This window comes from Lysobacter sp. Root667, assembly GCF_001427715.1.
In the GTDB taxonomy this organism is placed as follows: Bacteria; Pseudomonadota; Gammaproteobacteria; order Xanthomonadales; family Xanthomonadaceae; genus Lysobacter.
Genome location: NZ_LMHF01000001.1, coordinates 254073 through 277648, shown reverse-complemented (window position 1 = coordinate 277648; position 23576 = coordinate 254073). Strand labels below are relative to the sequence as shown.

Sequence of the window (23576 nt, the reverse complement as noted above, 5' to 3'; positions counted from 1 at the left end):
CGTCCGCGGGACGCGAAGATCCGACCTGGCTCAGGACGGCACGTAGATGAAGGAATGGCCGTCGGACATCGGCTCCAGGAACGATTCCAGCAGCAAGCCGCCGCTGGAACGTTCCTGGGTGTAGTAGGTCACGTAGCTCTCGGCCGACGAACAGATCGCGCCGCGGAACATGCCGACGATGCCGTAGGCCACGCGCATGTTGAGCACCGACGTATTCACGTCCAGAGCACGCCACCACTCGTTCAAGGCGTCGCCCGCGCCCAGGTTCATCAGGAAGTTGTAGAAGTCCGAGGTGGGAAAATCCGTGCGATTCATCACCCATGGGATCAGCACGGCAAAGATCAGTTCGGACTTGTCGTACTTGGCCAACAGGCCCTGCACGTCGGCGAAGGCGCTGTCGTACGCCAGCTTCGCCGGATCGCGACGGAAGCTGCCGTCGTTATGGTTGTCGAACTCGTAGGCGTGCTTGAACACCACCTCCAGAGTGCGGGCGTGGATCGCCGTCAGCGCGATCGCCAGCCTGTCGTAGGGCTTGGGCGAGTCGTGCGCGCTGGGCGCGGCCAAAATCTCGCGTTCGTTGAGATTAACAAAACCTTGCGGCAAGGCCGTATCGGGATTGGGAAAGATGCCGATGCGCGCCGGCCTGCCATGGTCCGTGAACGGCGTGGCCACCGCCTTGAGCACGATCGACTTGGAGGCATAGGCTTCCATCGCCAGGCGCAGCGCGATGGCCTTCTTGCCGGAGAATGCGTCGGCGACGCTCTTGAGCTTGTACTCCACCGGCATGGGCGCGGCTTGCGCCATTGCCAGCCACTGCGAATAGAGTTCGTGAAAGTTCTGGTCCTTCTCCGGCACCAGGGAATTGAGTATGGACACCGAGCCGATGGTGCTGATACGCACGGTTCGCGCATCCACCCAACTCTTCAAGGCTTCCGTCCACATCAGCTGCGACTCGGCCTTACCAGCGAAGAACACCGCCTTGACCTCGGCCCGCAGATTCGCCTCGAACGACTTCTGGCTGCTCACCTGAGCCTTGTCGGCGTAGACGAAATAGTCCAGCCGCGCCCCCATCACCACCTCATTCACATAGTGCGTACCGAACTTGGCGAAGAACGCGAAGAACTTGGCGGTGTTGGCGTGATTGGTCGGATCGAAGGATTCGGGCAGATCGGTGAAATCCGGGTCTTTCTCCAGTCCCGGATACAGCTTGTCGAAAGAGTCGTCCTTCAAGCGCAGCTTGTAGGAACGGCTCTTCACCGAGTACAGGCCCATGTGGTAGTCCTGCACCGACGAAGCGATACCGGAGAACGCCGCCTTGAACTCGCCGGAGAACACCCGGAACCGCGCCGATAGCCCCGCTTCGGCGGCGAAGTATTCGGACACGTCCGAACGGCTGCTGAAAACGTGCGAGCTGCCCTCGTGCGCGCCCACCGGCAGCGGATCGTCGACCTGCTCCGGAATCAGGTACGTGTTGCCGGAAAATGCATTCAGCCACGTCCTATCGCCGGTTTCGGTGGTGTCGAACAGCATCTTCCGGGCCGCGCTGCTGTTGTAGCGGCCGAAGATATTGAAGCCCTTGCCCAGGATGGAATGGCCGGGCACCACCTGCCTGGGCAACTCATCGCGAGGCGACGTCGGCGCCTGCGCAGGCTGCAGCGGCCACAGCGGCCAATAGGGCGGCGAGACTGGAGTCATAGGCACCGTTCCAGGCTGCGGCTCGTTGTCGTCGTAGTCGTTATCCATGATGTGCGGCGACATGAAACGGCTCCTTGGAAGATTGTCGTGTGTAGGGCGCTGGGTTCGGGCAGGCTCGCGCCGCGGTCGCAGCCGGACCGGCAGGTCAGAGCGCGATCGCCCGCGCGAACAAGGTCGGAAACTCGATATCGAAACACTGCGGGTAGTGATCCGAAGCCAGCGAAGGGGCATCGTGTCGCTTGCAGTACGCGCTGCCGCCGACCCCGGGCCCGAACACCGCGTAATCCAGTTTGGCTCGCGCTGAGTCGCTTTGGGACGTCAACGCAGGGTGCGTGTAATCGTCGGGCGGACATATCCTGTAGCTGTCGTCGTGGCCCGGATCTATGTAATCGGGATGGGCGTTGAAATCCCCCGCCAGCAACCACTGCTCACCCAGCCCGCGATCGTCTATCCACGACTTGATGCCTACGATCGCATCCTTGGCGTGGTCCGCGCCGCCGCCTCCGCTGGTCGCATGCAGATTGAATATCCATGGCATACCCTGGCCCGGCTTAACGCCCAGCAGCGGGCGCTGGCCGTCGAACAGCGCCGGAAGCGCGATGGCTTCGGCCCTGGCCGGGCGATAGTTCTTCAACAGGATCATCAGACTGCAGCGAGGATTTCCCGCGTGCGGATCCTTCGCCCAATAGCGGTGCAGGATGTACCAGATGGCCCTGGGCCGCGAGCGTGATCCTAGCTTGTAGTCGTAGAGTCGGCAGTCCGGAAATTCCTCGATGGCTGCCCAATCCGCCATGGTGCTGGCCTCTTGAACCAGCATCATGTCGTACTTGGCCGTTCGCAGATCCTTGCGAATGTCACCCCACTTCAATTTCGCGCCTTGCGCATTCCAGGTCACGATTCGCATACGGCATCGATGGGATTCACCGCTTCCTGCGGCATGGCCACCCTGCGCCAGCCGACGCCATCGCACCATCCCCGAAAGCAGGTATGGATTTTGGCGACGCCGCGATTCGCGACTTACGCCGGCAGCGGAAAATCCAGCCGCAGCCCGGTGCCGGCCGGGCCGGTTTCGATCCGCAGTTCGCCGCCCAGGCGTTGCGCGCGCTGGCGCATGCTGGCCAAGCCCGCGCCGCCGTCCGTCGACGCGGCGGCGGGCGCGATGCCCTGGCCGTCGTCGTCGATCCGCAACTGCAGGTGCGCCTCGACCCGGCTCAGGCGCACGTCCACGCGGCGCGCGCCGCTGTGCTTGAACACGTTGGTCAACGCTTCCTGCAGCAAACGCAACAGGTCCAGGCTGCGCGCGCTGTCCAGTTCGATTCCGTCCAGCCCTTGCAACTGCCAGCGGCTGTCGATGTCGGCGGTTTCCAGCAGCCGGCCCAGACGATGGCGCAGCGGCGCGATCTGCGCGGCCAGGTCGGCGTGCTCGCGCGCGGTGCTGTCGATCACCAGGCGCAGGTCGTCGCGCATCTCCTTGAGCACTTCGACCACCTGCGCCTTGGGCGTGTCTTCGGGCGCGCGTTCGAGCTGGGCGATCGCCCCGACCAGGGTGCCGCCGAAGCCGTCGTGCAGGTCGCGCACCAGATGCAGGCGCTCGCCGGCGCGGCTGTGCGCGAGTTCCAGCGCGTGCTGGCGCGACAAGGTCAGGGCCAGCTCGGAGGTGGCCGCCTCGACCTCGTGCTTGAGTTCTAGGTTGAAGCCTTCCACGCGCCGCATCGCGGCGACGAAACGGTAGGACAGCACGAAGCCGATGCCGATCAGGGTCAACACCGAGGTCAGGCTCAACAGATAAGTCACCCCGTCGACCCAGCCGAAGAACAGGGCGAAGTCGTAGAACGACACCAGCACCGGCAGCAGCAGGCAGGCCGCGAGCACCAGGGTATCGGGACGACGATGGCGCCAGGCCTGGATCAGGAACCAGCCGATGCTGACGTAGTAGATCGAGCCGCCGAGCGCGAACCAGAGATTGCGCTGATGCCCCATCCACGTCGGCGCCAGCGCGGCCGCGAGCAACGCCGCCGCGGCGACCACGCCCAGGCCGCGCTCCAGGCGCGGATAGCGGCGCTCGCAATAACGCAGCAGGAACAAGGCGTAACTGGCGCCTGCCACCACATAGAACGCGGCGTTGAACGCCTGCCAGGCGTCGGTGTTGGGCAAGGGCCAAATGTCGGTGGCGATGTGGTTGTAGCCGTACAGCGAGCCGGCCAGTTCGGTCAGCGCGAACCAGCCGTAGACGCTGTCCTTGCGCCGCAACAGCCACATCAGCAGGAACACGCCGCCCAGCACCACGGCCATGGCCAGGTTGATCAGCTTGATGTCGTAGCGCAGGAAGCGCTCGCTGCGGTAGCGCTGCTGCAGCGCCTGCGGATCGCCGATCCGCACCGGCCCGGCGCCGGGCAGATAGGCCGACAGCCCGGACACCCGCAGCAACACGGTGTTCTCGCCCGCACGCAGCAGCGACGACGGCAGCAGGACGTAGTGCGGCGAATTCCAGGTCCGCGACAGCGGCTCGACCAAACTGGGATCGCGCGCGACGGCCTCGCCGTTCACATAGATCGCGCCGCTCAAACTCATGTAGTCGGCCAGCAGCGCGGTCGGCCGGCGCGGATCGTCCTGGCGCCAATGCAGCCGATACCAGACCACGCCGTCGTGGCCGGGCCAGCGCTTGTACCAGACGTCCAGCAGTGTTACCGGCACCCAGCCCGCGGCCGGCGGCGCCGCGGCGTTCCAGTCCGAACGCGCGGCCTCGGCACGGTCGAGCAGCACCGTGCCGGGCTCGGCCGGCTGCGCCGCGGCCGGCAGCCAGGCGCAGGCGAGCAGCACCAGCAGCCACCACGCGCATGCGCGCGCGAGGTCCGCGACGGATCGCTTCCGGCTCAGTTGAGCAGTCCCAGCGCGCGTGCCTCGAACACAGCGGCGGTACGCGATCCCACGGCGAGCTTGCGGTAGATGTTCTTGGTGTGGCATTCGATGGTGAGCTTGGACAGCGCCACCAGCTCGGCGATCTCGCGGTTGCTGAAGCCCTGCGCGACCAGGCGCAGGATCTCGCGCTCGCGCTCGGACAGCTGCGCGGTCGGCTCGGGCTCCTGCGGCGCGCTTGCCGCCGTCTGCGCCTGCGGCAGCAGCGCCAGGATCCGGCGCGCGATCAGCGGATCGATCGGCGCGCCGCCGCGCTGCAGGCTCTTGAGCGACAACCGCAGCTCGTCGTCGTCGCGGTCCTTGAGCAGGTAGCCGATCGCGCCGGCCTGCACCGCCGCCAGGATGGTTTCTTCCTCGGCCCAGGCCGAGACGATCACCGACTGCGTCTGCGGCGCATGCCCGGACATCCATGCGATCAGGTCGATACCGCTGCCGTCGGGCAGCTGCACGTCGACCAGGGCCAGGGCGAAACTCGCCTGTCGCAGCAGCGTGCGCGCCGCGGTCAGATCGGCGGCGGTCTCGATCCGCGCCTGCGGCTCGACCAGCCCCTGCATCAGCGCCTGCATGCGCGCACGCGCCACCGGATCGTCTTCGACGATCAGCACGGAAGTCAGGACGATCGGCTGCGGCTGCATGCCTCTCCCATCGGCATGATATGGCGGCTTCAGTGTAGCGCCGGAGCCTGTCCGCTTGCGTCGCCGGGCTGCGGATCCTGTGGCCATCCGCGCCCGTATCCGCGCTGCGCTATACCACCGAGCCGGCTGCGGTTTCGTGCTGCGGCCGCTCGGGCTGCGCGCCTGTCGTTCAAACCTTCGCCAGCGCGCCCAGCACCGCAGCGCGCAGGCCATCGACGTCGCCGGCCTCGACCCGTCGCCAGGCCATCGCCGCGTCCAGGCCGCAAGCCGGCGTCGCCACCACCGGCAGGCCGCTGGCGATGGCGGTCAACAGTGCGCGCGGTTGATGTTCGATCCAGGCCGGCAGAGCCACGACATCGGCTTCGAGCAAGCCCTGACGATAACTGGCGACACGCCGCAATGTGGTGCGGCCCGCGTCCAGCCCGCGCTCGCTATCGCCGGGCGGCAGCAGGATCTCGAGGTCCTGGTCGCGCAGCGCGGCCAGCAGTTCGAGGATGCCCTTGCGCGCCAGCGGCGAGGCCGGAAAGAACACCCGCGGCTTGGCGCCCGCGGCGATGCGCTCGGCCGACGGCAGCGGCGCGGGCATGGTCCAGGGCAACGCGCAGGCGCGCGCGCCGGCCAGGGCCAGCACCTGCGCATGCGGGCTCCACCAGGCCTGGGCGGCGAGCAAGCCGTCCCATTCCGCTTCGATCAGGGCCGGATCGGCGCGGAAGTCGCGCAAGGAACGCTGCTCGGGATGACGACGCACCGCACCGTCGAGTTCGGCCTGCAGCGCGCGCATCGGCAGCGCGGTCATCATCACCGCGTAGCGGCGGCCGGCGAGTTCGCCGTCGCGCCACAGGAACGGCAGCAGGCTCTGCGGCAGCACCAGATCCACGTCGCGCGGCTGCAGCGCGCGCGCCAGGTCGCGTGCGTGCGCGCGCAACTGCGCCAGACGCACCTGCGGCAGCGCCTGCCCGCGCCAGCGTCCGTAGCGCCAGGCGATCGACTGGCTCACGCGACGCAGCGGCGCCTGCGCCGGGAAACGCCGCCCGCCCGGACCGAACACGCGATCGTCGTCGCCGCGTTCGGACTGCAGGCGTTCGCGGAACTCGGGCCAGGCTTCTTCCATCCACCACAGCCGGCGCAGCCCGTCGACGTTGGGGCCGGTATGCCGATGGCATTCGTGCTGGCCGCAGCTGCCGCAATCGTTGCTCGCCTCGGGCGGGCGGCGCGGCGCCACCGCCAACGGCCAGGCGTCGCTGGCCGCAGGGCGATGGCCGCGTATGCGCAGCCGCAGCCGCTGCGCGTCCATATCGATCTCCAGCCGCCATGCGTGGGGGGCGCGCAGGCGCAGGTCGAGGTAGTTCCAGAACACGGTGGCGTCGCGATCCTGCTCGGCCAGCGAGCCCGGCAGCACCCGCGAATGGCGATGACGCTCGACGACCTCAAGCCCGGCGCGCACGGCGCCGTCATAGAGCGCGTTGCTGAGTTGGCACAGGCCGCCGCCGACCGCGGGAATCAAGCAGCCTTCGCGCAATTCGCGGCCGACCGCATAGCCGCCGCGGTGCGTCGCCCGGCCGACCTGTTTCCAGAAACCGAACTTCGCGCCCGCCGGCACTTCGATCCCATGCAGCCGCTTCAAGGCCAGGCGCAGGTTCTGCAACTTGCCTGCGACCAGCAGCGGATCGGTTTCGTCCTGCGGCCACAGCGCGCTTTCGAACTCGGCCAGCACCGGCGCATCGATCAAGACTTCGGCGCGCGCATGCCGACGCGGCCGCTCGCGGTCCAGCGCGTCGCGCAGCAGGCGCCGGCCACGCAGGCCCCAGGCCTTGAACTCGAACACGATCGCTTGCCGCCGTGTCGGCAGAGCGGTGCCGACCATCTCGATCGCCGCGACATTCATGCTGCTTTCGTTCCCCTTGCGAAACCAGCGACCGGGCTACGCCCGCCGCACCTTCATCCTTGCGGCGAACGCTAGCTGCCGGCCTTGCCCTTGTCGGCCTTGGCGGCGCCGCCTTTCCCACCGCCCTTCGCGCCGCCTTTGGGCTGCTCGCGTATCCACACGATCTGGTTGTCGCGGCGCACGTCGAACAGGCCGGTGGCTTCGATCAGATCGCTGAGCTTGCGGTAACCGTAGTTGCGCGAGTCGAACGAGGCCTGGTTGCCGATCTGATGCCCGACCGCGCCCAGATGCGACCAGCCGTCGTCGCCGCTGACCGCATCGACCGCGCTGCGCAGCATCTGCAGCAGCTTGGTGTCGCCGCGCAGCTCCTTGGCGCTGCGTTGCGGCGTGGTCGCGCGCTCCGCGGCCGGCACGTCGGCGCTGGCCGGCTGGCCCAGCGCTTCGACGTAGGTGAACTTGGAGCAAGCGTTGACGAAGGGCTCGGGGGTTTTCTTCTCGCCGAAGCCGTAGACCTTGACCCCATCGGTAAGCAGACGCATCACCAGCGGGGTGAAGTCGGCATCGCTGGACACGATCGCGAAGCCGTCCAGGTTGCGCGCGTACAGCAGGTCCATGGCGTCGATCACCATCGCCATGTCGGAGGCGTTCTTGCCTTTGCTGTAGGCGAACTGCTGGATCGGCCGGATTGCGTACTCGTGCAGCACCGCTTCCCAGCCCTTGAGGCTCTGGCTCTTCCAGTTGCCGTAGGCGCGGCGCACGTTGGCGGCGCCGTAGCGCGCGACCTCGGCCAGGATCACGTCGATCTTGGCGGCCGGCGCGTTGTCGGCGTCTATCAGCAGCGCGATGCGCTTTTCTTCCGTGGCGACGGCCATGGCTGCGGTCTCCGGGCCCGGGGCGGCCCTGTCGCGGCCAGCCTAGCGCAACCGCATGCGGACCGGGTGGCAGAAGATAGGCCGGCTTCATCACCGCTCGTGCCCGATCGGCGAGAATGTGGGCGAATCCAACGACGAAAGCATGACTCCAATGACCAGCCAACTCGAACACCTGCGGGCGCTGTCCTCCGTGGTCGCCGACACCGGCGACATCGAGGCGATCGCGCGCTTCCGGCCGCTCGACGCCACCACCAATCCCTCGCTGCTGCTGAAGGCGGCCTCGTTGCCGGCCTACGCGCCCTTGATCGACGCCGCGCTCGCCCAGACCGACCGCTACGCCCACGACCGCATCGCCGACGCCAGCGACCGCCTCGCGGTCGCGATCGGCAAGGAGATCCTCAAGCTCATCCCCGGCCGCGTCTCCACCGAAGTCGACGCCCGCCTGAGCTTCGACACCGAGGCCACCCTGGCCAAGGCGCGCCGCCTGGTCCAGCTGTACGCCGAGTCCGGCATCCGCCGCGAGCGCCTGCTGATCAAGATCGCTGCGACCTGGGAAGGCATCCGCGCCGCCGAACAGCTCGAACGCGAAGGCATCCACTGCAACCTGACCCTGCTGTTCTCGTTCGCCCAGGCCGTCGCCTGCGCCGAGGCCGAGGTGTACCTGATCTCGCCCTTCGTCGGCCGCATCCTCGACTGGCACCTGGCCCACGGCATGAGCCCGCCGGCCACGCCGCAGGACGATCCGGGCGTGCAGTCGGTGATGCAGATCTGGCGCTACTACAAGGCCTTCGGCTACAAGACGGTGGTCATGGGCGCGAGTTTCCGCAACGTCGGCCAGGTGCTGGCGCTGGCCGGCTGCGACCGCCTGACGATCTCGCCGGACCTGCTGGGCGAACTCGAGTCGCGACCGGGCGAGGTGCCGCGCGCCCTGATCGACGACGGCGAGCGCTACGAAGCGCCTCGCCGCATGAGCGAAGCCGACTTCCGCTGGCTGCACAACCAGGACGCGATGGCCACCGACAAGCTCGCCGACGGCATCCGCCGCTTCGCCGCAGACCAGCACGCGCTGGAAGACCTGCTGCGCCAGCGTCTGGACGACTGAGGACGCGCACATGAACCATGAACCTCCGGGGCGCGGCGACGCGCGCGTCCCGCATGTCGTCATCGTCGGCGGCGGCTTCGGCGGCCTGTGGACGACGCGCGCGCTGGCCTCGGCCGATGTGCGCATCACCCTGATCGACCGCCGCAACCACCATCTGTTCCAACCGCTGCTGTACCAGGTCGCGACCGCCGGGCTGTCCTCGCCGGACATCGCCGCGCCCTTGCGCCACATCCTGCGCAGCCAGCGCAATGTCGAAGTGCGGCTGGGCGAAGTGGTGGGCCTGGATCCGGCCGCACGCCGGGTCGCGCTCGCCGACGGCGATTCGATCGGCTACGACTATCTGCTGCTCGCCAGCGGCGCCGCCCACGCCTACTTCGGCCACGACGACTGGGCCGGCGACGCGCCCGGCCTGAAGACGCTGGACGACGCCCTGCACATCCGGCGGCGCCTGCTGCTCGCGTTCGAACGCGCCGAGGCCAGCGACGACGAAGCCGAACGCGCGGCCTGGCTGAGCTTCGCCGTGGTCGGCGGCGGCCCGACCGGGGTCGAGCTGGCCGGCACCCTTGCCGAGATCGCACGCAAGACCCTGCGCCGCGAATTCCGCCGCATCGACCCGGCCCAGGCCAAGGTGCGGCTGATCGAAGCCGGTCCACGGGTGCTGTCGAGTTTTCCGGAGGAATTGTCGGAGAAGGCGCGCAAGCAGTTGCAGAAGCTCGGCGTCGAAGTGGTCACCGGCACCCCGGTGAACGCGATCGACGAACGCGGCTACACCTTGGGCGACACCTTCGTGCCGGCGCGCACCGTGGTCTGGGCCGCGGGCGTGGCCGCGTCCAAGCTGGGCGCGCTGTTGGACGCGCCGCGCGACCGCGCGGGCCGGGTCCAGGTGCTGCCCGACCTCAGCGTGCCCGGACACCCGGAGATCTTCGTCGCCGGCGACCTCGCCAGCGTGCAGCAGGACGGCAAACCGGTGCCGGGCGTCGCGCCCGCGGCCAAGCAGATGGGCGCGCATGTCGCGCGCGCGATCCGCGACCGCATCGCCGGCCGCAGCACGGCGCCGTTCCGCTACAAGGACTACGGCAACCTGGCGACCATCGGCCGCATGGCCGCCGTGGTCGACGTGCACGGCTTCAAGCTCTCCGGCCTGCTCGCCTGGTGGTTCTGGCTGGCCGCGCACGTGTTCTTCCTGATCGGCTTCCGCAACCGCGTGATCGTGCTGATCAACTGGGCCTGGGCGTACTGGAGCTACCAGCGCCACGCCCGGATCATCCTCGGCGATCGCGAGGAATAGTGCAGTAGGCGCGACGGCGGACGCGCACTGCGTCCGTCGCCGCGCTCAATCCAGGCGCTCGCGACCGCCGTGCGCGTCCACGCGCCACAGCTGGCCGCCTTCGTACAAGGCCGCCTGCGCCACCGCGCCGGGCTCGTGCATGTCCAAGTCCAGCGCCAACACCCTGCCCTGTTGCTGCAGCCGCACCCTCGGCACGATCGTGTGGCCGATCGCGATCCGGCGCACGCCGTAGCGCTGCAGCGCGCGATCCAGATGCGCCGAGGGATCGGCTTCGCGTACGTACCTGGGATCGTCGGGCAAGGCCATGCCGCGGTACCAGGTCACGCCGCTGCGGCCCAGGATCGGCTTGATCGCGGAAGGCAGGTCCGCCATCGGCGTCCCCAGATGCGGCCGCATCGCGGCATTGGCCGCGGCGATGTCGAGATCGCGGTCGAGGAACTCGGCGCTGATGCCGCCGTGCACGAGCAGATGATCGCCGACGCGCGCGATCACCGGCTTGCTGCGCAACCATGCGCCCAGTACCGAACGTTCCGAAAACAAGGGCTCGCCGCCCAAGGCGGCTTCGCTCGCGACCAGGTGCCGCGGCCAATGCTTCTTGCGGCCCGAGGTCGCGAGCTGCTCGTGGTTGCCGAGCACGTAATGCACACGCCCGCCGGCCTGCCGGGCTTCACCGTCCAGGCGGTAGATCAGCCACAGCAGCGGCAGCATGTCGTGGCCGCGATCGACGAAGTCGCCGACCAGGGCGATATGGCCGTCGCCGTAGCGCCAATGCAACTGCGCGTCGAGCACGCCCTGCGCACGTAGCAGGGCGACGAAGGCGTCGAACTCGCCTTCCATGTCGGACAGCATCAGCAATCGCGGCGGATTGGCCGCATACACGCCGTCCTGCGGCGCCGGGGTCGGCCGCAATGCGACTTCGAAGCGGGTGCGCGCCGGATTGTCGACGCGCACGGCAAGCAGCGGCAGCGGCTGCGCCGGCAGGCGCGTTTCGCGCATGCGCCAGGTCGCACCCTCGGACTCGGTGGCGGCAACGCGGAAACCCTGCGCATCGACGAACACGTGCGGCCCGTCCAAAGCCAGCGCCGGCCGTTCGAGTATCCGGAAACGCTGGCGCGCCGCGTCCCAGCCGAAGGCGACGTTGCCCTGGCCGTCCTTCAATTGCCAACCGCCGAACACCGCCAGCGCCGGCGCCGTCACCGAGGTCAGCACCAGTGCCCATAGCAGCCACTTGGCTATCCGTCGCATAGGTCCTCTCGTATCGCCAGACCTGGATCGTACCTGGCGCCGGCCAGCGCCCCGCGGCGGTGGAGCGCCGCGGTCGCGCGTCGACTGCGCCCACGCATCAGCGTTGCGTGGCGCCTTGCGCAACGTCAGCTTGCTCCCGTATCGCACAAAACGAAACGGCCCGGTTTCCCGGGCCGTCGTCGTTGGCTGGTTTGCGCGGATCAGGCCGCGAACAGCGCCCGCATCTTCTTCAGCGCGTTGGCTTCGATCTGGCGGATGCGCTCGGCACTGACGCCGTACTCGTCGGCCAGTTCCTGCAACGTGACCTTGCTGTCGGCATCGAGCCAGCGGCGCTTGACGATGTCGCGCGAACGCTCGTCCAGGCCGGACATGCCTTCGCGCAGCAGGGCGAGCTGGCTGTCTTCCTCGTCCTCGCGCTCGTAGCTCTGCGAGGGGTCTTCGTCGTGGGCGCGCAGGTACGCGGCCGGCGACGGCGGAGCGTGGTCGTCGTCCTCGTCGGACGGCGCATCGAAACCGATGTCGCGGCCGGACAGGCGCGACTCCATCTCCAGCACTTCGCGCTCGGAAACGTTGAGGTCCTTGGCGACCTGGCTGACTTCCTCGGCGTTCATCCAACCCAGGCGCTTCTTGCTCTTGCGCAGGTTGAAGAACAGCTTGCGCTGCGCCTTGGTCGTGGCGACCTTGACGATGCGCCAGTTCTTGAGGATGAACTCGTGCATCTCGGCACGGATCCAATGCACGGCGAAGGACACCAGGCGCACGCCCTGTTCCGGGTCGAAGCGCTTCACGGCCTTCATCAGACCGATGTTGCCTTCCTGGATCAGGTCGCCGATCTGCAGTCCGTAACCGTTGTAGCCGCGGGCGACGTGGACCACGAAGCGCAGGTGCGAATGCACCAGCTCGCGGGCGGCGTCGAGGTCTTCTTCGTCGCGGAAGCGACGCGCCAGACTCTGCTCGTCTTCGACGGTCAGCACCGGAATGCGATGCACCGCGCCGATGTACGCGTCCAGCGAACCGAGCGCGCTGGGCACAGGCAGGTTGTTGGCGACTAGGGCGTTCGAGAGAGGGGTCTGGGTCATGGCAGCCATCTTAGCAGTCGGGGTCTAGGACTGCTAAAGACCCCGGAAGTTCCGCAGTGTTGCGTGGATAGAACGAATGTCGCCCGCTGCGGCCGCTCCACGAATCCGGCCGCGCGCCGGGAGAAACAAGAAATTAACAACTAAATCAATGGCTTATCTAAACACATCGGACGTGTCCAGGGGGTGAACCGGCCCAGGCGCCACACCCGCCGGCTGAACGGGCACTACAGGACATGGGGACCGGCCCGGCCAGCCCAAGCCTGACCTTCGGCAGGGGCGGCGGCGGTCCCAGGCTATTCCTTACTTATTGCAGGCCGACCCTGCCCGACCTCCGAGGGGGTACAGACCTGGGGCGTTTCCGAGCCGATCAGACCAAACGCCGCAATTCGCCCACCGAATCGAAGAACTCCTCCGCGCCCGCCGCGCGCAGGGTGTCGGGGTGCGCGTAGCCCCAGCCGACCGCCCCGAAGGCCACGCCCGCGCGCCGCGCGGCCTCGCCGTCGCTGACCTGGTCGCCGATGTAGATCGCCTGCGACGCGTCGGTCCTCGCCTGCCTCAGCATCCGCGCGATGCGCCGGTGCTTGCCGAGCATGTGGGCGCCGCCGTCGACCCGTTCGATCGCCTCCAGCAACTCCGCGTCGAGCACGCGGCGCACGTTGTCGGCGGAATTGGACGTCAGGATCGCCAGGCGCGCCCCGCCTTCGCGCAGGTGGCGCAGCGTTTCCGCGACGCCCGGAAACAGCGGTACCGGCGGCGCGGCGCGCATGCTGCGCACGAAGTCGGCCGCCACGATCGGCAGCTTCCATCTGGAAAACTCGAACTCCCGCAGCAACTCGCGCGTGCTCAGCCGCCGCATGTCGTCGACGCGGTCCTCGGGGATGGCCTTGAAACCGTGGCGCTGCGCCAGCGCGTGCTGCGCCTCCATAAAGAAGGGGAACGAATCGGCCAGCGTGCCGTCGAAATCGAAGATGACCAGCGGGTAGCGCATGTCGGCGGCTAGAGGCGACGAAGGCGCATTTTGCCGGCAGCCGCGCCCATCGTGCCAACTGCTTACGGCATCGGCTTGTTCAGCGCCGGCCGATTACCAGTACAGCGCATAAAGCGCGACCAGGATGGCGATCACGCCCAGCCCGCCGACATTGAAACCTGTCGGTGTGCGATAGCTGACGTCGTCGACGCGGATCAGGTCGCTGCCTTCCTTCTGCCTGGGCGTGATCAGCGACACGATCACCGCCAGCGCCAGCGCCGCCAGGAACACGAGGCCGACGCGGTCGATGAACGGCAGCGCTGGCCAGGTCAGTTTCAACAGGACCGACAATACAAACGAGCTGATCGCCGCGGCCAGCGCGCCCGCCTCGTTGGCGCGCTTCCAGAACAGGCCCAGCATGAAGATCACCACGATACCGGGGGTGAAGAAACCCGTGTATTCCTGGATGTACTGGAAAGCCTGGTCGAAGCTGCCCAGCAGCGGCCGCGCGCTCAGGATCGCCAGCAGCACCGCCACCGCCGCGGCGATACGGCCGACGCGGACCAGATGCGCCTGATCGTCGTTGCGTCTGCGCTTGGCGTAGAAGTCGAGAGTGAAGATGGTCGCGATCGAATTGATCTTCGAAGCTAGCGACGCCACGATCGCCGCCACCAGCGCGGCGAAAACCAGGCCGAGCATGCCGGTCGGCAGCATATCCATCATCGTCGGATAGGCCTGATCGGGCTTGGCCAGGCCGGGCGCCAGCATCACCGCGGCGATGCCCGGTATCACCACCACCAAGGGCATCAACAGCTTCAGGAACGCGGCGAACAGCACGCCTTTCTGCGCTTCGCCCAGGTTCTTCGCCGCGAGCGCGCGCTGGATGATGTATTGATTGAAGCCCCAGTAGCTGACATTCATGACCCACATGCCGCCGATCAGGACGCTGATGCCGGGCAAGTCCTTGTAGAACGGGCTGTCCTTGCTCAGGATCATATTGAAATGTTCCGGGTGGGCGTCCAGCAGCTTGCGGTAGCCGGCGACGAGGCTGCCGTCGCCGATTTGCGACAAGGTCAGGAAGGTCACCGACAAACCGCCCAGTACCAGCAGGCAAACCTGCACGATGTCGGTCAAGGCCACCGCCTTCAGGCCGCCGTACAACTGATAAGCCAGCGCGAACGCGCCCAGCAGCACCAGCGCCGCCATCGGGTCGAGGCCGGTGACCTGGTTGACCGCGATCGAGCCGAGCCACAGGATCGAGGTCAGGTTCACGAACACGTACAGGCCCAGCCAGAACACCGCCATCAGCGTGCGGATCCTGTGGCCGTAACGTTCTTCCAGGAACTGCGGCATCGTGTAGATGCGGTTGCGTATGAACACCGGCAGGAAGAACTTGCCGACGATCAGCAGCGTCGCCGCCGCCATCCATTCGTACGAGGCGATGGCCAGCCCGATCGCATACCCGGAACCCGACATGCCGATGATCTGCTCGGCGGAAATATTGGCGGCGATCAGCGAAGCGCCGATCGCCCACCACGGCAGCGCCTTGCTGGCGAGAAAGTAGTCGCTGGCGGATTTCTTGCGGCCGTCTTTCTCGCGCGAAACCCATTGCGCGAGCGCGAAGATGCCGATCAGGTAGACCAGCACGATCGTCAGGTCCAGGGTCGACAGTTTCAAGGCGTTACCCCCTCAGTGTGACGCCCGCCCTGCGGTTGCAGGGAAGGAATTAATGGCTTCAAAAAGCGGACTTTCCGAAACCCCTTATGCGTCGCTCACTTGCTGGTTCTGCAGGCGAGCGTCCGCTCCGCTTCGCCCTGCGGGGCCAGCGCGATGCGCGAGAACGACAGTTGCAAGGGCGCGGCGGTTTCGATCGCCAACAGGCCGGACAACTTCGACAGGTCCGCGCCGGCCAGCGCGAAACACTTCAACGGTATGCCGAGCGTGGTCCATTGGCCGGCCGGCAGCGACGCCAGCGACTCGCGCAGCGGCAAGTTCGCGCCGCAACCTTCGCCGCAGGCGACGGCGACGGCCACGTCGCCCTGCGGCGGTGCGTCCACGCGCAGCGTCAGCATGAGCTGTACGTCGCCGTTGGCCTCCCGCGTCAGGTCCTTCGCGGTGTCCGCGATCAAGGCCAAGCGTGCGCGCGCAGACCCTGACCAGGTCACGCGCCGCGCGTCCTCCTGGCGCCGGTGATCGACCGCGGCGATGCGGATGCTGCCGTCGCCCAGCGCCGCAGGCAGCGTCTTGATGCCGACGGCGCGCCGATCGGCGCCTTCCAGCGCCATCGACAGTCCCGGCGCCAGCATGCCGAGCCCGTAGTACAGGCCCGGTTGCGCTTGCGCGAGCGATACGCCGGCAGTTTCCGGCAGCGGCGCGAGATCGCCCTTGCTGGCATACGTCAGGCCGTAGCCATAGGCGAACTGCGGGCGGTAATCCTTCTGGCCGACGTTGTTGGCGTACTGATCGGCGCGGCGCGGCCAGGAGAAGCTGAGTTTGCCCTTGAAGTCGTAATGGACCCCGCCGTCGGGCCTGCGCAGCAACACGTCGGCGATGCCGCCGCCTTCGCTGCCCGGTAGCCAAGCCGCAACGAAGGCGTCGGACGCGTTGATCTCGCGGTTCACCCACAGCGGCCGGCCGCTGAGGAACACCGTCACCACGGGTATGCCGTCGGCCTTCAGTTTCCTGATGAGCTGCAGGTCGCTGTCGTCGCCGGGCTTGTAAAGCAGGGTCGGCAGATCGCCCTGGAACTCGGCGTAAGGGTTCTCGCCGATCACGACGATGGCGGCGTCGGGTTTGCTCCGATATTGGCCGTCGAGGGCGAGCTCGGCGCTGCCGCCGGCGCTCTCCACCGCGCTCTTCAGCCCTTCCCAGATCGTCTCGGCGTTCGGAAAATCGGCGCGAGTGGTGCCCGTGCCCTGCCAGGTCAATGTCCAGCCGCCGCTCTGCTTGGCCATGCTGTCGGCGCCGTCGCCGGCGATCAACAGCTTCTGCTTCGGATCCAGCGGCAACACGCCGCGCTGGTTCTTCAGCAGCACCAGCGATTCGCGCACCGCCTGGCGCGCGACCGCGCGATGCTCAGGCGCGCCCAGCAGTTCGAACTTGCCGCCGAGCGCGCGCTGCGACGGCTTGCCGGCATCGAACAGACCGAGCCGGAATTTCACCCGCAGCAGGCGCCGCACCGCATCGTCGATCCTGGCGATCGGGATGGTGCCGGCCTTCGCCGCGGCCAGCGTGCTCTCGTAGAACGGTTTCCAGCTGTCGGGCGCCATCACCAGGTCGACGCCGGCGTTCACCGTCGCCGGACACTGCGTGTTGTCGCAGCCAGCGACCTGGCCGTGCGCGTTCCAGTCGGTGACGACGAAGCCGCCGAAGTTCATGCGCCCCTTCAGCACGTCGGTGACCAGCGGCTTGTGCCCCGCCAGTTTCACGCCCTGGTAGCTGCTGAAGGAAATCATCACCGCTTGCGTGCCGGCGGCGATGGCCGGCGGGTAGCCGGCGTTGTGCACGTCGCGCAGTTCGGCCTCGTCGACCTGGGTATCGCCCTGATCCTTGCCGTCGCTCGTGCCGCCGTCGCCGAGGTAGTGCTTGACCGAGGAAACCACGTGCGCGCTGTCCAGGAATTCCTTGTCGCCGACCTTGCCCTGCAGTCCTTCGACCATCGCGCCGGCGTAGCTCGCGACCAGCTTCGGATCTTCCGAATAGCCTTCGTAGCTGCGGCCCCAGCGGTCGTCCTGCGGCACCGCCACGGTCGGCGCGAACGCCCATTCCATTCCGGTGGTCCGGGTCTCGATCGCGGTGATGCGGCCGATCTCGCGGATCAGCTCCGGATTGCGCGCCGCGCCGAGGCCGATGTTGTGCGGGAACACGGTGGCGCCGACCACGTTGCTCTGGCCATGCACCGCATCGATGCCGTACAGGATCGGGATCGCCTTGCCGCCGCCGCGAGTGTCCATCGAGGCCTCGTAGAACGCGTCGGCCTGCGCCAGCCATTGCGCCGGCGTCGCGTTGTATTTTCCGCCCGGATCGGAACCGCCGCCGGCCAGTACGGAACCGAGCCGGTACTTGCGTACGTCTTCGGGCGTGAGGCTGGAAATGTCGCCCTGCACGATCTGGCCGACCTTTTCTTCCAGCGTCATCGTTGCCAGCAGCGCGTCGACGCGCGCCTCCAGCGCCGGATCGGCCGGCAGCGGCCAGGCCGGCGCCGGCCAGCGCTCGGGATGGATCGTGCCGCCTGCCGGCGCGTTCCCGGCGACGCCGGGGCCGACGGTCAAACCCAGCGCCGCCACCATGACCAGCCCTCCCCGACGCAGGGCCGCTGCGCGCGCCCGCGGGTTCTTCGATGCGATCTTCAAACCGTGCTCCAGAAAGTCCGTGCGGGCGGCGTGCCGGATCGCCCGTTACGCCGCATGCCCCTGCGCAAGGCAAAGGCAGAATCGAGTGCGATGTCCGCATCGGCGTCCCCTCGCCCGCAATGCGAGCGAGGGGAGCCGGGTGCCGATCAGAAGTGCAGACCGAAATTCACTCCGTACGTGCGCGGCGGCAAGTACTGCGACACCCACAGGTACTGGCCGGCGCCGGGGCTGAAACGTCCGGCCGCGGTGCGGGTTTTCTCGTCGCTGAAGTTCTGCACGTACAAGCCGGCCCACCAGCGCCGCTGGGGCTCCTCGTAACGCAGCGAGAAATCGCCGCGGCCGTGGGCGTCCTGCTGATCCTCGTCGCCGAGGTTGAACACGCTCAGCCAGGTTTCGGTTTCGTAGTGGCCGGTCAGTCGCGGGGTCAGCGTGCCGCCGTTGCCGAGATGGAAGTCGTGTTCCCAGATAAGCGTCAACGCGAAGTCGGGCGCATGCGGCAGTTCGTTGCCGGTCACGTTCATGCAGTTGCTGATGCCCGACGCCGGCGGGCAGGCCGGCAGGCCCTGGTAATCGTTGCTGCCTGCGTACAGCAGTCTGCCCAGGTCCTTCTTCGGAATGCCCGAAACCGTCAGGTTAACGCGGTCGTTCTCGCCGAGGAGCGCCGCCAGTTCGCTCTCGTAGCCCCACACCTTGGTGCTGCCTTCCACGTTGTTGAAGCCCAGGCCGCGGTTGCCGTCGGGGAAGGTAACCGGCGCGGACAACTGGAAGTTCTTGAAGTCCATGTAGTAGATCGCGCTGTTCCAGGTCAGCCGCCCTTCCAGGAAACTGAACTTGCCGCCGATCTCGTAGTTGGTCAGTTCTTCGTGCTTGTAGGTCGCGCCGCCGTCCTGCAGGCCGCCGGACTTGTAGCCGGTGGACACGCTGGCATAGAGCAGCCCCTTCTCGCCGACATCGAAATCGGTACGCGCCAGCCACGTCACCTGGCTGTGGCCGTACTCACCGTCGTTGACGGTGGAAATGTTGAATCCGTTCTGCGGACTCGGATAGGTGCCGGGGGAAATCGGAACCTGCGGAACGTTCGGGTTGTAGGCCCAGCCCCAGCCGCGGCCGCCGACGTTCTTCTTCGTGTCGTCGGTGTAGCGCGCGCCGGCGGTCAGGCGCCAGCTGTCGTTGACGTTCCAGGTGGCCTGGCCGAACGCGGCGTAGGAATCCACCGTCTCCTTGGGCTGGATGAACGAGCCCTGCCAGGCCACGGTGCCGTCCTGGGTGCCGTTGAAGATCGGAATGTCGAAGCGGATCGAGTTCTTCTCGGCGGCGTAGTACAGGCCCACGATCCAGTCGACGGTCTGTTCGCCGGTCGAGGACAGATTGAGTTCGTGGCTGGTGCTCTTGTACTCGGAATCGTTGGTGCGGTCTTCCTGATACTGCGCGGGGCCGCAGGCGAAACAGGTCGGCACCAGCACGCCGCTGTCCTGATCGTAGGTGGAACGGCCGTCGAAACGGCTGAAGCCGGCGATGTAGGAAAGCCGCAGGCCGTCGTTGATGTCCCAGTCCATGCGGCTGCGCAGCGCATAGGAATCGCGCTCGATGTATGGTGCGGTGTCGATCAGCGCCGACCAGAAGTCCTGACCGGCCCGCGGACGCTGCATCAGGTTCATGCTCGGCGTGCCGCGGTCGCGGAAGTACTCGAGCGCCAGATTCCAGCTGAAGGTATCGCTGGGCTGCCACAATGCGCTCACGCGCGCGGCGGATTGGTTTTGGGCGCTGTATTTGTCGCCGCCGGTGACGTACTGGTTCGGATTGATCGGCCGGAACGTGGCCGGATCGCCGCCGGCCGCCGCATAGGCGGCGCGCTGCGCATCGACCGAGGGGATCTGCCCCACCGGATCCTGATAATCGACATAGCCGTCATGCTGTTCCTGGGCGACCGCGACGCGCATCGCGAAGGTGTCGCTGATCGGCAGATTGACCACCGCGCGCGCGCCGATCGCGTTGTAGTTGCCGACGCTGAGCTGGGCGTTGCCGAAGTAGCTGCCGATCTCCGGCGTGGCGGTGCGGAAGTTGACCGCGCCGACCGTGGAGTTCCGGCCCCACAGCGTGCCCTGCGGACCGCGCAACACTTCCGCGGCCGCCACGTCCAGCAGCAGACCGGCGGCGGCCTCGGCGCGCGGCGAGTACACGCCGTCGACGAAGATCGCCACTTCCGGATCGGCGTATTCGGTCTTGGCCTGATCGTTGCCGATGCCGCGCAGAGTCATGGTGGTCACGTCATGGTCGCCCTGACGGGTAGCCTGCATGCTCGGCACCAGCTTGGTGAGGTCCTGCACCGTCATCACCCGCTCCTTGTCGAGCGTTTCGGCGTTTATCGCGCTGATCGCGACCGGCGTCTTCTGCAGCGGCGTCTCGCGCTTGGTGCCGGTGACGACGACCGCGTCGAGTGTCTTGGGCGCGCTGTCCTGCGGCGCGGTTGCCGCTGGCGTCTGCGCTTGCGCGGGATCCGCGGTTTGCGCCTGGCCGGCGGGTCCGGCCAGAGCATCAGTTGATGAAACGAGCGCGACGAGAATCGCGCCATACAGCGCGTGCAAGCGGTACGCCATGTCCTCTTCCCTCCAGTTCGGACGCTCCCGTCTTCCGGCTCTTCTGGCGGTATCCGCCGCCGGCCGGTGTGGAGCGGGGCGAGTGATACGCCGGAATGGCAGCGCTGTCAATTGACAAATGACAGCGCTGCCAATTTGCTCGTACGGCGTCACATCGGCGTCCTGGGAGGATGCGCGGATGCCGCACCGCAGCAAGAAATCTGCGCGACGGTTCCGGCAGGCCGGAGCCGACGCAACCGCACTCCTAGCTCGATCTCGCAGCGGCCCCCGCGGTGTGCGATAACATGATTCGCCCCACCTGCCCTTCGGAAACGCATTGATGCGCGCCAGAATCGAAGACGTCGCCCAGGCCGCCGGCGTCTCCATGAAAACCGTCTCGCGCGTCTTCAACCACGAACCGAACGTGCGCGAGAAAACCCGGTTGAAGGTCGAGGCGGCGGCCCAGGCGCTGAACTACCGGCCGAATCCGTCGGCGCGCAGCCTGGCGGGAAACCGCTCCTACCTGATCTCGCTGGTGTACGACGATCCCGCCGCGGCGTCGAGCTACATCATGGAGATCATCGTCGGCATGCTCGTCGCCTGCGAGCGCCAGCGCTACAGCGCGATGCTGCGGCCGCTGGAGTATTCCAACGCCGACCACGTCCGCGCGGTGGAGGAATCGATCGCGCAGTATCGTCCGGACGGCCTGATCCTGGTGCCGCCGTTCGCCGACGACGTCAAGCTGCTGCACCGTCTCGACAGCCTCGGCGTGCGTTATGCGACGATCTCGGCGAAGGCCAAGCTCGGCCACGAGCGCATCGGCACCATCCTCGACGAGCGCAAGGCGGCGGCGGACATGATCGCGCACGCGGTCGAACTCGGGCATCGCCGCATCGCCCATATCGCCGGACCTCCGCCGCATGGCGGGCGCGCCTGGCGCCTGGCCGGTTATCGCGACGGCCTGCGCCGCGCGGGCATCCCTTACGATCCCAAACTCGTCGTCGATGGCGGTTTCACCTTCGACGACGGCGTCGCCGGCACCAGGCAGCTGCTCGATCTGAAGCAGCCGCCCACGGCGATCTTCGCCGCCAACGACGACAGCGCCTGCGGCGTCATGCACGAAGCGTTCGAACGCGGCATGCGCATCCCGCAGGACTTGTCGGTGTTCGGCTTCGACGACACGCCGGCCTCGCGCCAGATCTGGCCCAGCCTGACCACGGTGCGGCAGCCCTGCCGCGAGATGGGCCGGATCGCCGCCGAGCAGCTGCTCGCCGCGATCCGCGATCCGCAGGCCGGTGCGCTGGTACGCGTGCCCTACGAACTGATGATCCGCCAGTCCGGCGGGCCCGCGCCCGCCGCGGCGAAGCGGCGCTGAGCGACGCCGCCGCGAACGCCGCACGGCCCGGCCAGATGTCCACGCCCGCCACGACCAGCAGGCCCCCGGTCGGCTTCTGGCAGATCTGGAACATGTGCTTCGGCTTCATGGGGCTGCAGTTCGGCCTCGCGCTGCAGAACGCGAACGTCAGCCGCATCTTCCAGACCCTCGGCGCCAGCATCGACGACATTCCCGCGCTGTGGATCGCCGCGCCGCTGACCGGACTGCTGGTGCAGCCGATCATCGGCTACTGCTCCGACCGCACCTGGGGCCGGCTCGGCCGGCGCCGGCCGTATTTCCTCGCCGGCGCCATCATCGCCGCATTGGCGTTGATCGCGATGCCGAATTCGCCGACGCTGTGGAGCGCGGCGGCGCTGCTGTGGCTCCTCGATGCCGCGATCAACGTCTCGATGGGGCCCTTGCGTTCGTTCGTCGGCGATCAGCTGCCGTCGTCGCAGCGGCCGGCCGGCTACGCGATGCAGACCATGTTCATCGCGGCCGGCGCCGTCATCGCCAGCCTGCTGCCCTGGCTGCTCGCACAATGCGGGGTCAGCAACCTCGCCGCCGCCGGCGGGATACCGGACACGGTGAAGCTGGCGTTCTATCTCGGCGCCGCCGTCTTGTTCGGCACGCTCGCATGGACCGTGCTGTCGACGCGCGAGTATCCGCCTGATGCGCTCGCCGCTTTCGAGGACGAGGCGCCGACAACGCCTCCATCGCCGGTGCCGGCGCACGTGCGATACACCGGCATGCTCTGGTGCGCGGCAGGATTGGCCGCGTTTCTGGCGATCCGCCTGAGCCAGGCCGATGCGCGCCTGCACCTGCTCGCCGCCGGCCTGTTCGCCTATGGCGCGATCCAGCTGATCGCCGGCTACAGCCGCGCACGCAACCCGATCACCGCGATCATCGCCGATCTGCTGACGATGCCCACGATCATGCGCCAGCTCGTGCCGGTGCAGTGTTTTTCCTGGTTCGCGCTGTTCGCGATGTGGATCTACACGACGGCGGCGGTGACCGGCGTGCATTTCGCCACGGAGGATACGCGCTCGGCGGCCTACAACGACGGCGCGAACTGGGCGGGCGTGCTGTTCGCCGCCTACAACGGTTTCGCCGTGCTCGCCGCGATGCTGATCCCATGGATGACGCGCCGGCTCGGCCTGCGCCTGAGCCACATGCTCAATCTCGTCCTGGGCGGCTGCGGCCTGCTGTCGTTCCTGCTGATCCGGGATCCGCATTGGCTGCTGCTGTCGATGGTCGGCGTCGGCTTCGCCTGGGCGTCGATCCTGTCGCTGCCCTACGCGCTGCTGTCCGACAGCGTGCCGGCGGGGAAGATGGGCGTGTACATGGGCATCTTCAATCTGTTCATCGTCATCCCGCAGTTGCTCGCAGCCAGCATCCTCGGCTTCCTGTTGAAGACCTTCTTCGGCAACGCGCCGATCTGCGCGATGCTGATCGGCGGCGTCAGTCTGCTGCTGGCGGCGCTGTGCGTCATGCGCGTCGGCAGGCCAGCGGAAGACGATCGCATGCCGGTGGTCTAGCAAACCGATGCGGAGCGGCCGGCGCATCTCCGGGAAACGAAATCGCCTCAG

General features: G+C 67.5%; 16 protein-coding genes. 4 read left to right on the top strand and 12 right to left on the bottom strand.

Annotated elements, in window-relative coordinates:
* Window positions 1-30: 30 nt before the first annotated feature.
* The 6 genes from ASD78_RS01190 to ASD78_RS01165 form a co-directional block, all read right to left on the bottom strand.
* Window positions 31-1758, bottom strand: a complete 1728-nt coding sequence (locus tag ASD78_RS01190; protein WP_056097797.1) for an MAC/perforin domain-containing protein — start codon at window positions 1756-1758, stop codon at window positions 31-33.
* An 82-nt stretch (window positions 1759-1840) separates the two neighbouring features.
* On the bottom strand, window positions 1841-2599 hold the full coding sequence (locus ASD78_RS01185) for an endonuclease/exonuclease/phosphatase family protein (RefSeq protein ID WP_056097796.1): 759 nt from the start codon (window positions 2597-2599) through the stop codon (window positions 1841-1843).
* Between the two features lie 113 nt (window positions 2600-2712).
* Window positions 2713-4515 (bottom strand): ATP-binding protein, encoded by a 1803-nt coding sequence (locus ASD78_RS01180; protein ID WP_056097795.1) that lies wholly within the window; start codon window positions 4513-4515, stop codon window positions 2713-2715.
* A 53-nt stretch (window positions 4516-4568) separates the two neighbouring features.
* The gene (locus tag ASD78_RS01175) at window positions 4569-5246 is read right to left on the bottom strand and encodes a response regulator transcription factor (RefSeq protein ID WP_056097794.1); all 678 of its coding nucleotides are present in this window, start codon (window positions 5244-5246) and stop codon (window positions 4569-4571) included.
* 169 nt (window positions 5247-5415) lie between these two features.
* Window positions 5416-7131: a VanW family protein gene (locus ASD78_RS01170; protein WP_056097793.1), complete on the bottom strand. Its 1716-nt coding sequence runs from the start codon at window positions 7129-7131 to the stop codon at window positions 5416-5418.
* 71 nt (window positions 7132-7202) lie between these two features.
* The gene (locus ASD78_RS01165; RefSeq protein WP_056097792.1) at window positions 7203-8003 is read right to left on the bottom strand and encodes an NYN domain-containing protein; all 801 of its coding nucleotides are present in this window, start codon (window positions 8001-8003) and stop codon (window positions 7203-7205) included.
* Window positions 8004-8145: 142 nt separating this feature from the next.
* Here ASD78_RS01165 and tal point away from each other — a divergent pair, with 142 nt between their 5' ends.
* Complete coding sequence (tal, locus tag ASD78_RS01160) at window positions 8146-9105, top strand: transaldolase (RefSeq protein WP_343123445.1); 960 nt, start codon at window positions 8146-8148, stop codon at window positions 9103-9105.
* A 10-nt stretch (window positions 9106-9115) separates the two neighbouring features.
* Entirely contained in the window at window positions 9116-10393 is a 1278-nt protein-coding gene (locus ASD78_RS01155) for an NAD(P)/FAD-dependent oxidoreductase (protein ID WP_055907817.1), read from the top strand.
* 45 nt (window positions 10394-10438) lie between these two features.
* Here the strand turns inward: ASD78_RS01155 and ASD78_RS01150 are convergent, their stop codons facing one another.
* The 6 genes from ASD78_RS01150 to ASD78_RS01125 all read right to left on the bottom strand — a co-directional run bounded on the left by ASD78_RS01150 (window position 10439) and on the right by ASD78_RS01125 (window position 20633).
* On the bottom strand, window positions 10439-11638 hold the full coding sequence (locus ASD78_RS01150) for a metallophosphoesterase (RefSeq protein ID WP_056097791.1): 1200 nt from the start codon (window positions 11636-11638) through the stop codon (window positions 10439-10441).
* Window positions 11639-11838: 200 nt separating this feature from the next.
* The gene (gene rpoH, locus ASD78_RS01145; protein WP_055907813.1) at window positions 11839-12717 is read right to left on the bottom strand and encodes an RNA polymerase sigma factor RpoH; all 879 of its coding nucleotides are present in this window, start codon (window positions 12715-12717) and stop codon (window positions 11839-11841) included.
* A gap of 367 nt (window positions 12718-13084) precedes the next feature.
* Window positions 13085-13705 carry an HAD-IA family hydrolase gene (locus tag ASD78_RS01140; RefSeq protein WP_056097790.1) on the bottom strand — a complete coding sequence of 207 codons (621 nt, stop codon included), beginning with the start codon at window positions 13703-13705 and terminating at the stop codon, window positions 13085-13087.
* 93 nt (window positions 13706-13798) lie between these two features.
* On the bottom strand, window positions 13799-15361 hold the full coding sequence (locus ASD78_RS01135) for a sodium/sugar symporter (RefSeq protein WP_056097789.1): 1563 nt from the start codon (window positions 15359-15361) through the stop codon (window positions 13799-13801).
* Between the two features lie 95 nt (window positions 15362-15456).
* Complete coding sequence (locus ASD78_RS01130) at window positions 15457-18030, bottom strand: exo 1,3/1,4-beta-D-glucan glucohydrolase (RefSeq protein WP_235566423.1); 2574 nt, start codon at window positions 18028-18030, stop codon at window positions 15457-15459.
* A 152-nt stretch (window positions 18031-18182) separates the two neighbouring features.
* Window positions 18183-20633 (bottom strand): TonB-dependent receptor, encoded by a 2451-nt coding sequence (locus tag ASD78_RS01125; RefSeq protein WP_056097788.1) that lies wholly within the window; start codon window positions 20631-20633, stop codon window positions 18183-18185.
* Window positions 20634-20952: 319 nt separating this feature from the next.
* On the opposite strand from ASD78_RS01125, the gene ASD78_RS01120 reads away from it, so the two are divergent.
* Both ASD78_RS01120 and ASD78_RS01115 read left to right on the top strand, forming a co-directional pair.
* A complete protein-coding gene (locus tag ASD78_RS01120; RefSeq protein ID WP_055907803.1) occupies window positions 20953-21987 on the top strand; it encodes a LacI family DNA-binding transcriptional regulator in 1035 nt (344 codons plus the stop codon).
* Window positions 21988-22022: 35 nt separating this feature from the next.
* Window positions 22023-23525: an MFS transporter gene (locus tag ASD78_RS01115; RefSeq protein ID WP_056097787.1), complete on the top strand. Its 1503-nt coding sequence runs from the start codon at window positions 22023-22025 to the stop codon at window positions 23523-23525.
* Window positions 23526-23576: the final 51 nt, after the last annotated feature.

What these genes read in the sequence shown, in the direction of transcription:
- tal (WP_343123445.1), top strand. Translation starts at nt 8,146, where the DNA reads ATGACTCCAATGACCAGCCAACTCGAACACCTGCGGGCGCTGTCCTCC.
- ASD78_RS01120 (WP_055907803.1), top strand. Translation starts at nt 20,953, where the DNA reads ATGCGCGCCAGAATCGAAGACGTCGCCCAGGCCGCCGGCGTCTCCATG.
- ASD78_RS01155 (WP_055907817.1), top strand. Translation starts at nt 9,116, where the DNA reads ATGAACCATGAACCTCCGGGGCGCGGCGACGCGCGCGTCCCGCATGTC.
- rpoH (WP_055907813.1), bottom strand. Translation starts at nt 12,717, where the DNA reads ATGACCCAGACCCCTCTCTCGAACGCCCTAGTCGCCAACAACCTGCCT.
- ASD78_RS01125 (WP_056097788.1), bottom strand. Translation starts at nt 20,633, where the DNA reads ATGGCGTACCGCTTGCACGCGCTGTATGGCGCGATTCTCGTCGCGCTC.
- ASD78_RS01175 (WP_056097794.1), bottom strand. Translation starts at nt 5,246, where the DNA reads ATGCAGCCGCAGCCGATCGTCCTGACTTCCGTGCTGATCGTCGAAGAC.
- ASD78_RS01165 (WP_056097792.1), bottom strand. Translation starts at nt 8,003, where the DNA reads ATGGCCGTCGCCACGGAAGAAAAGCGCATCGCGCTGCTGATAGACGCC.
- ASD78_RS01140 (WP_056097790.1), bottom strand. Translation starts at nt 13,705, where the DNA reads ATGCGCTACCCGCTGGTCATCTTCGATTTCGACGGCACGCTGGCCGAT.
- ASD78_RS01190 (WP_056097797.1), bottom strand. Translation starts at nt 1,758, where the DNA reads ATGTCGCCGCACATCATGGATAACGACTACGACGACAACGAGCCGCAG.
- ASD78_RS01185 (WP_056097796.1), bottom strand. Translation starts at nt 2,599, where the DNA reads ATGCGAATCGTGACCTGGAATGCGCAAGGCGCGAAATTGAAGTGGGGT.
- ASD78_RS01115 (WP_056097787.1), top strand. Translation starts at nt 22,023, where the DNA reads ATGTCCACGCCCGCCACGACCAGCAGGCCCCCGGTCGGCTTCTGGCAG.
- ASD78_RS01150 (WP_056097791.1), bottom strand. Translation starts at nt 11,638, where the DNA reads ATGCGACGGATAGCCAAGTGGCTGCTATGGGCACTGGTGCTGACCTCG.
- ASD78_RS01170 (WP_056097793.1), bottom strand. Translation starts at nt 7,131, where the DNA reads ATGAATGTCGCGGCGATCGAGATGGTCGGCACCGCTCTGCCGACACGG.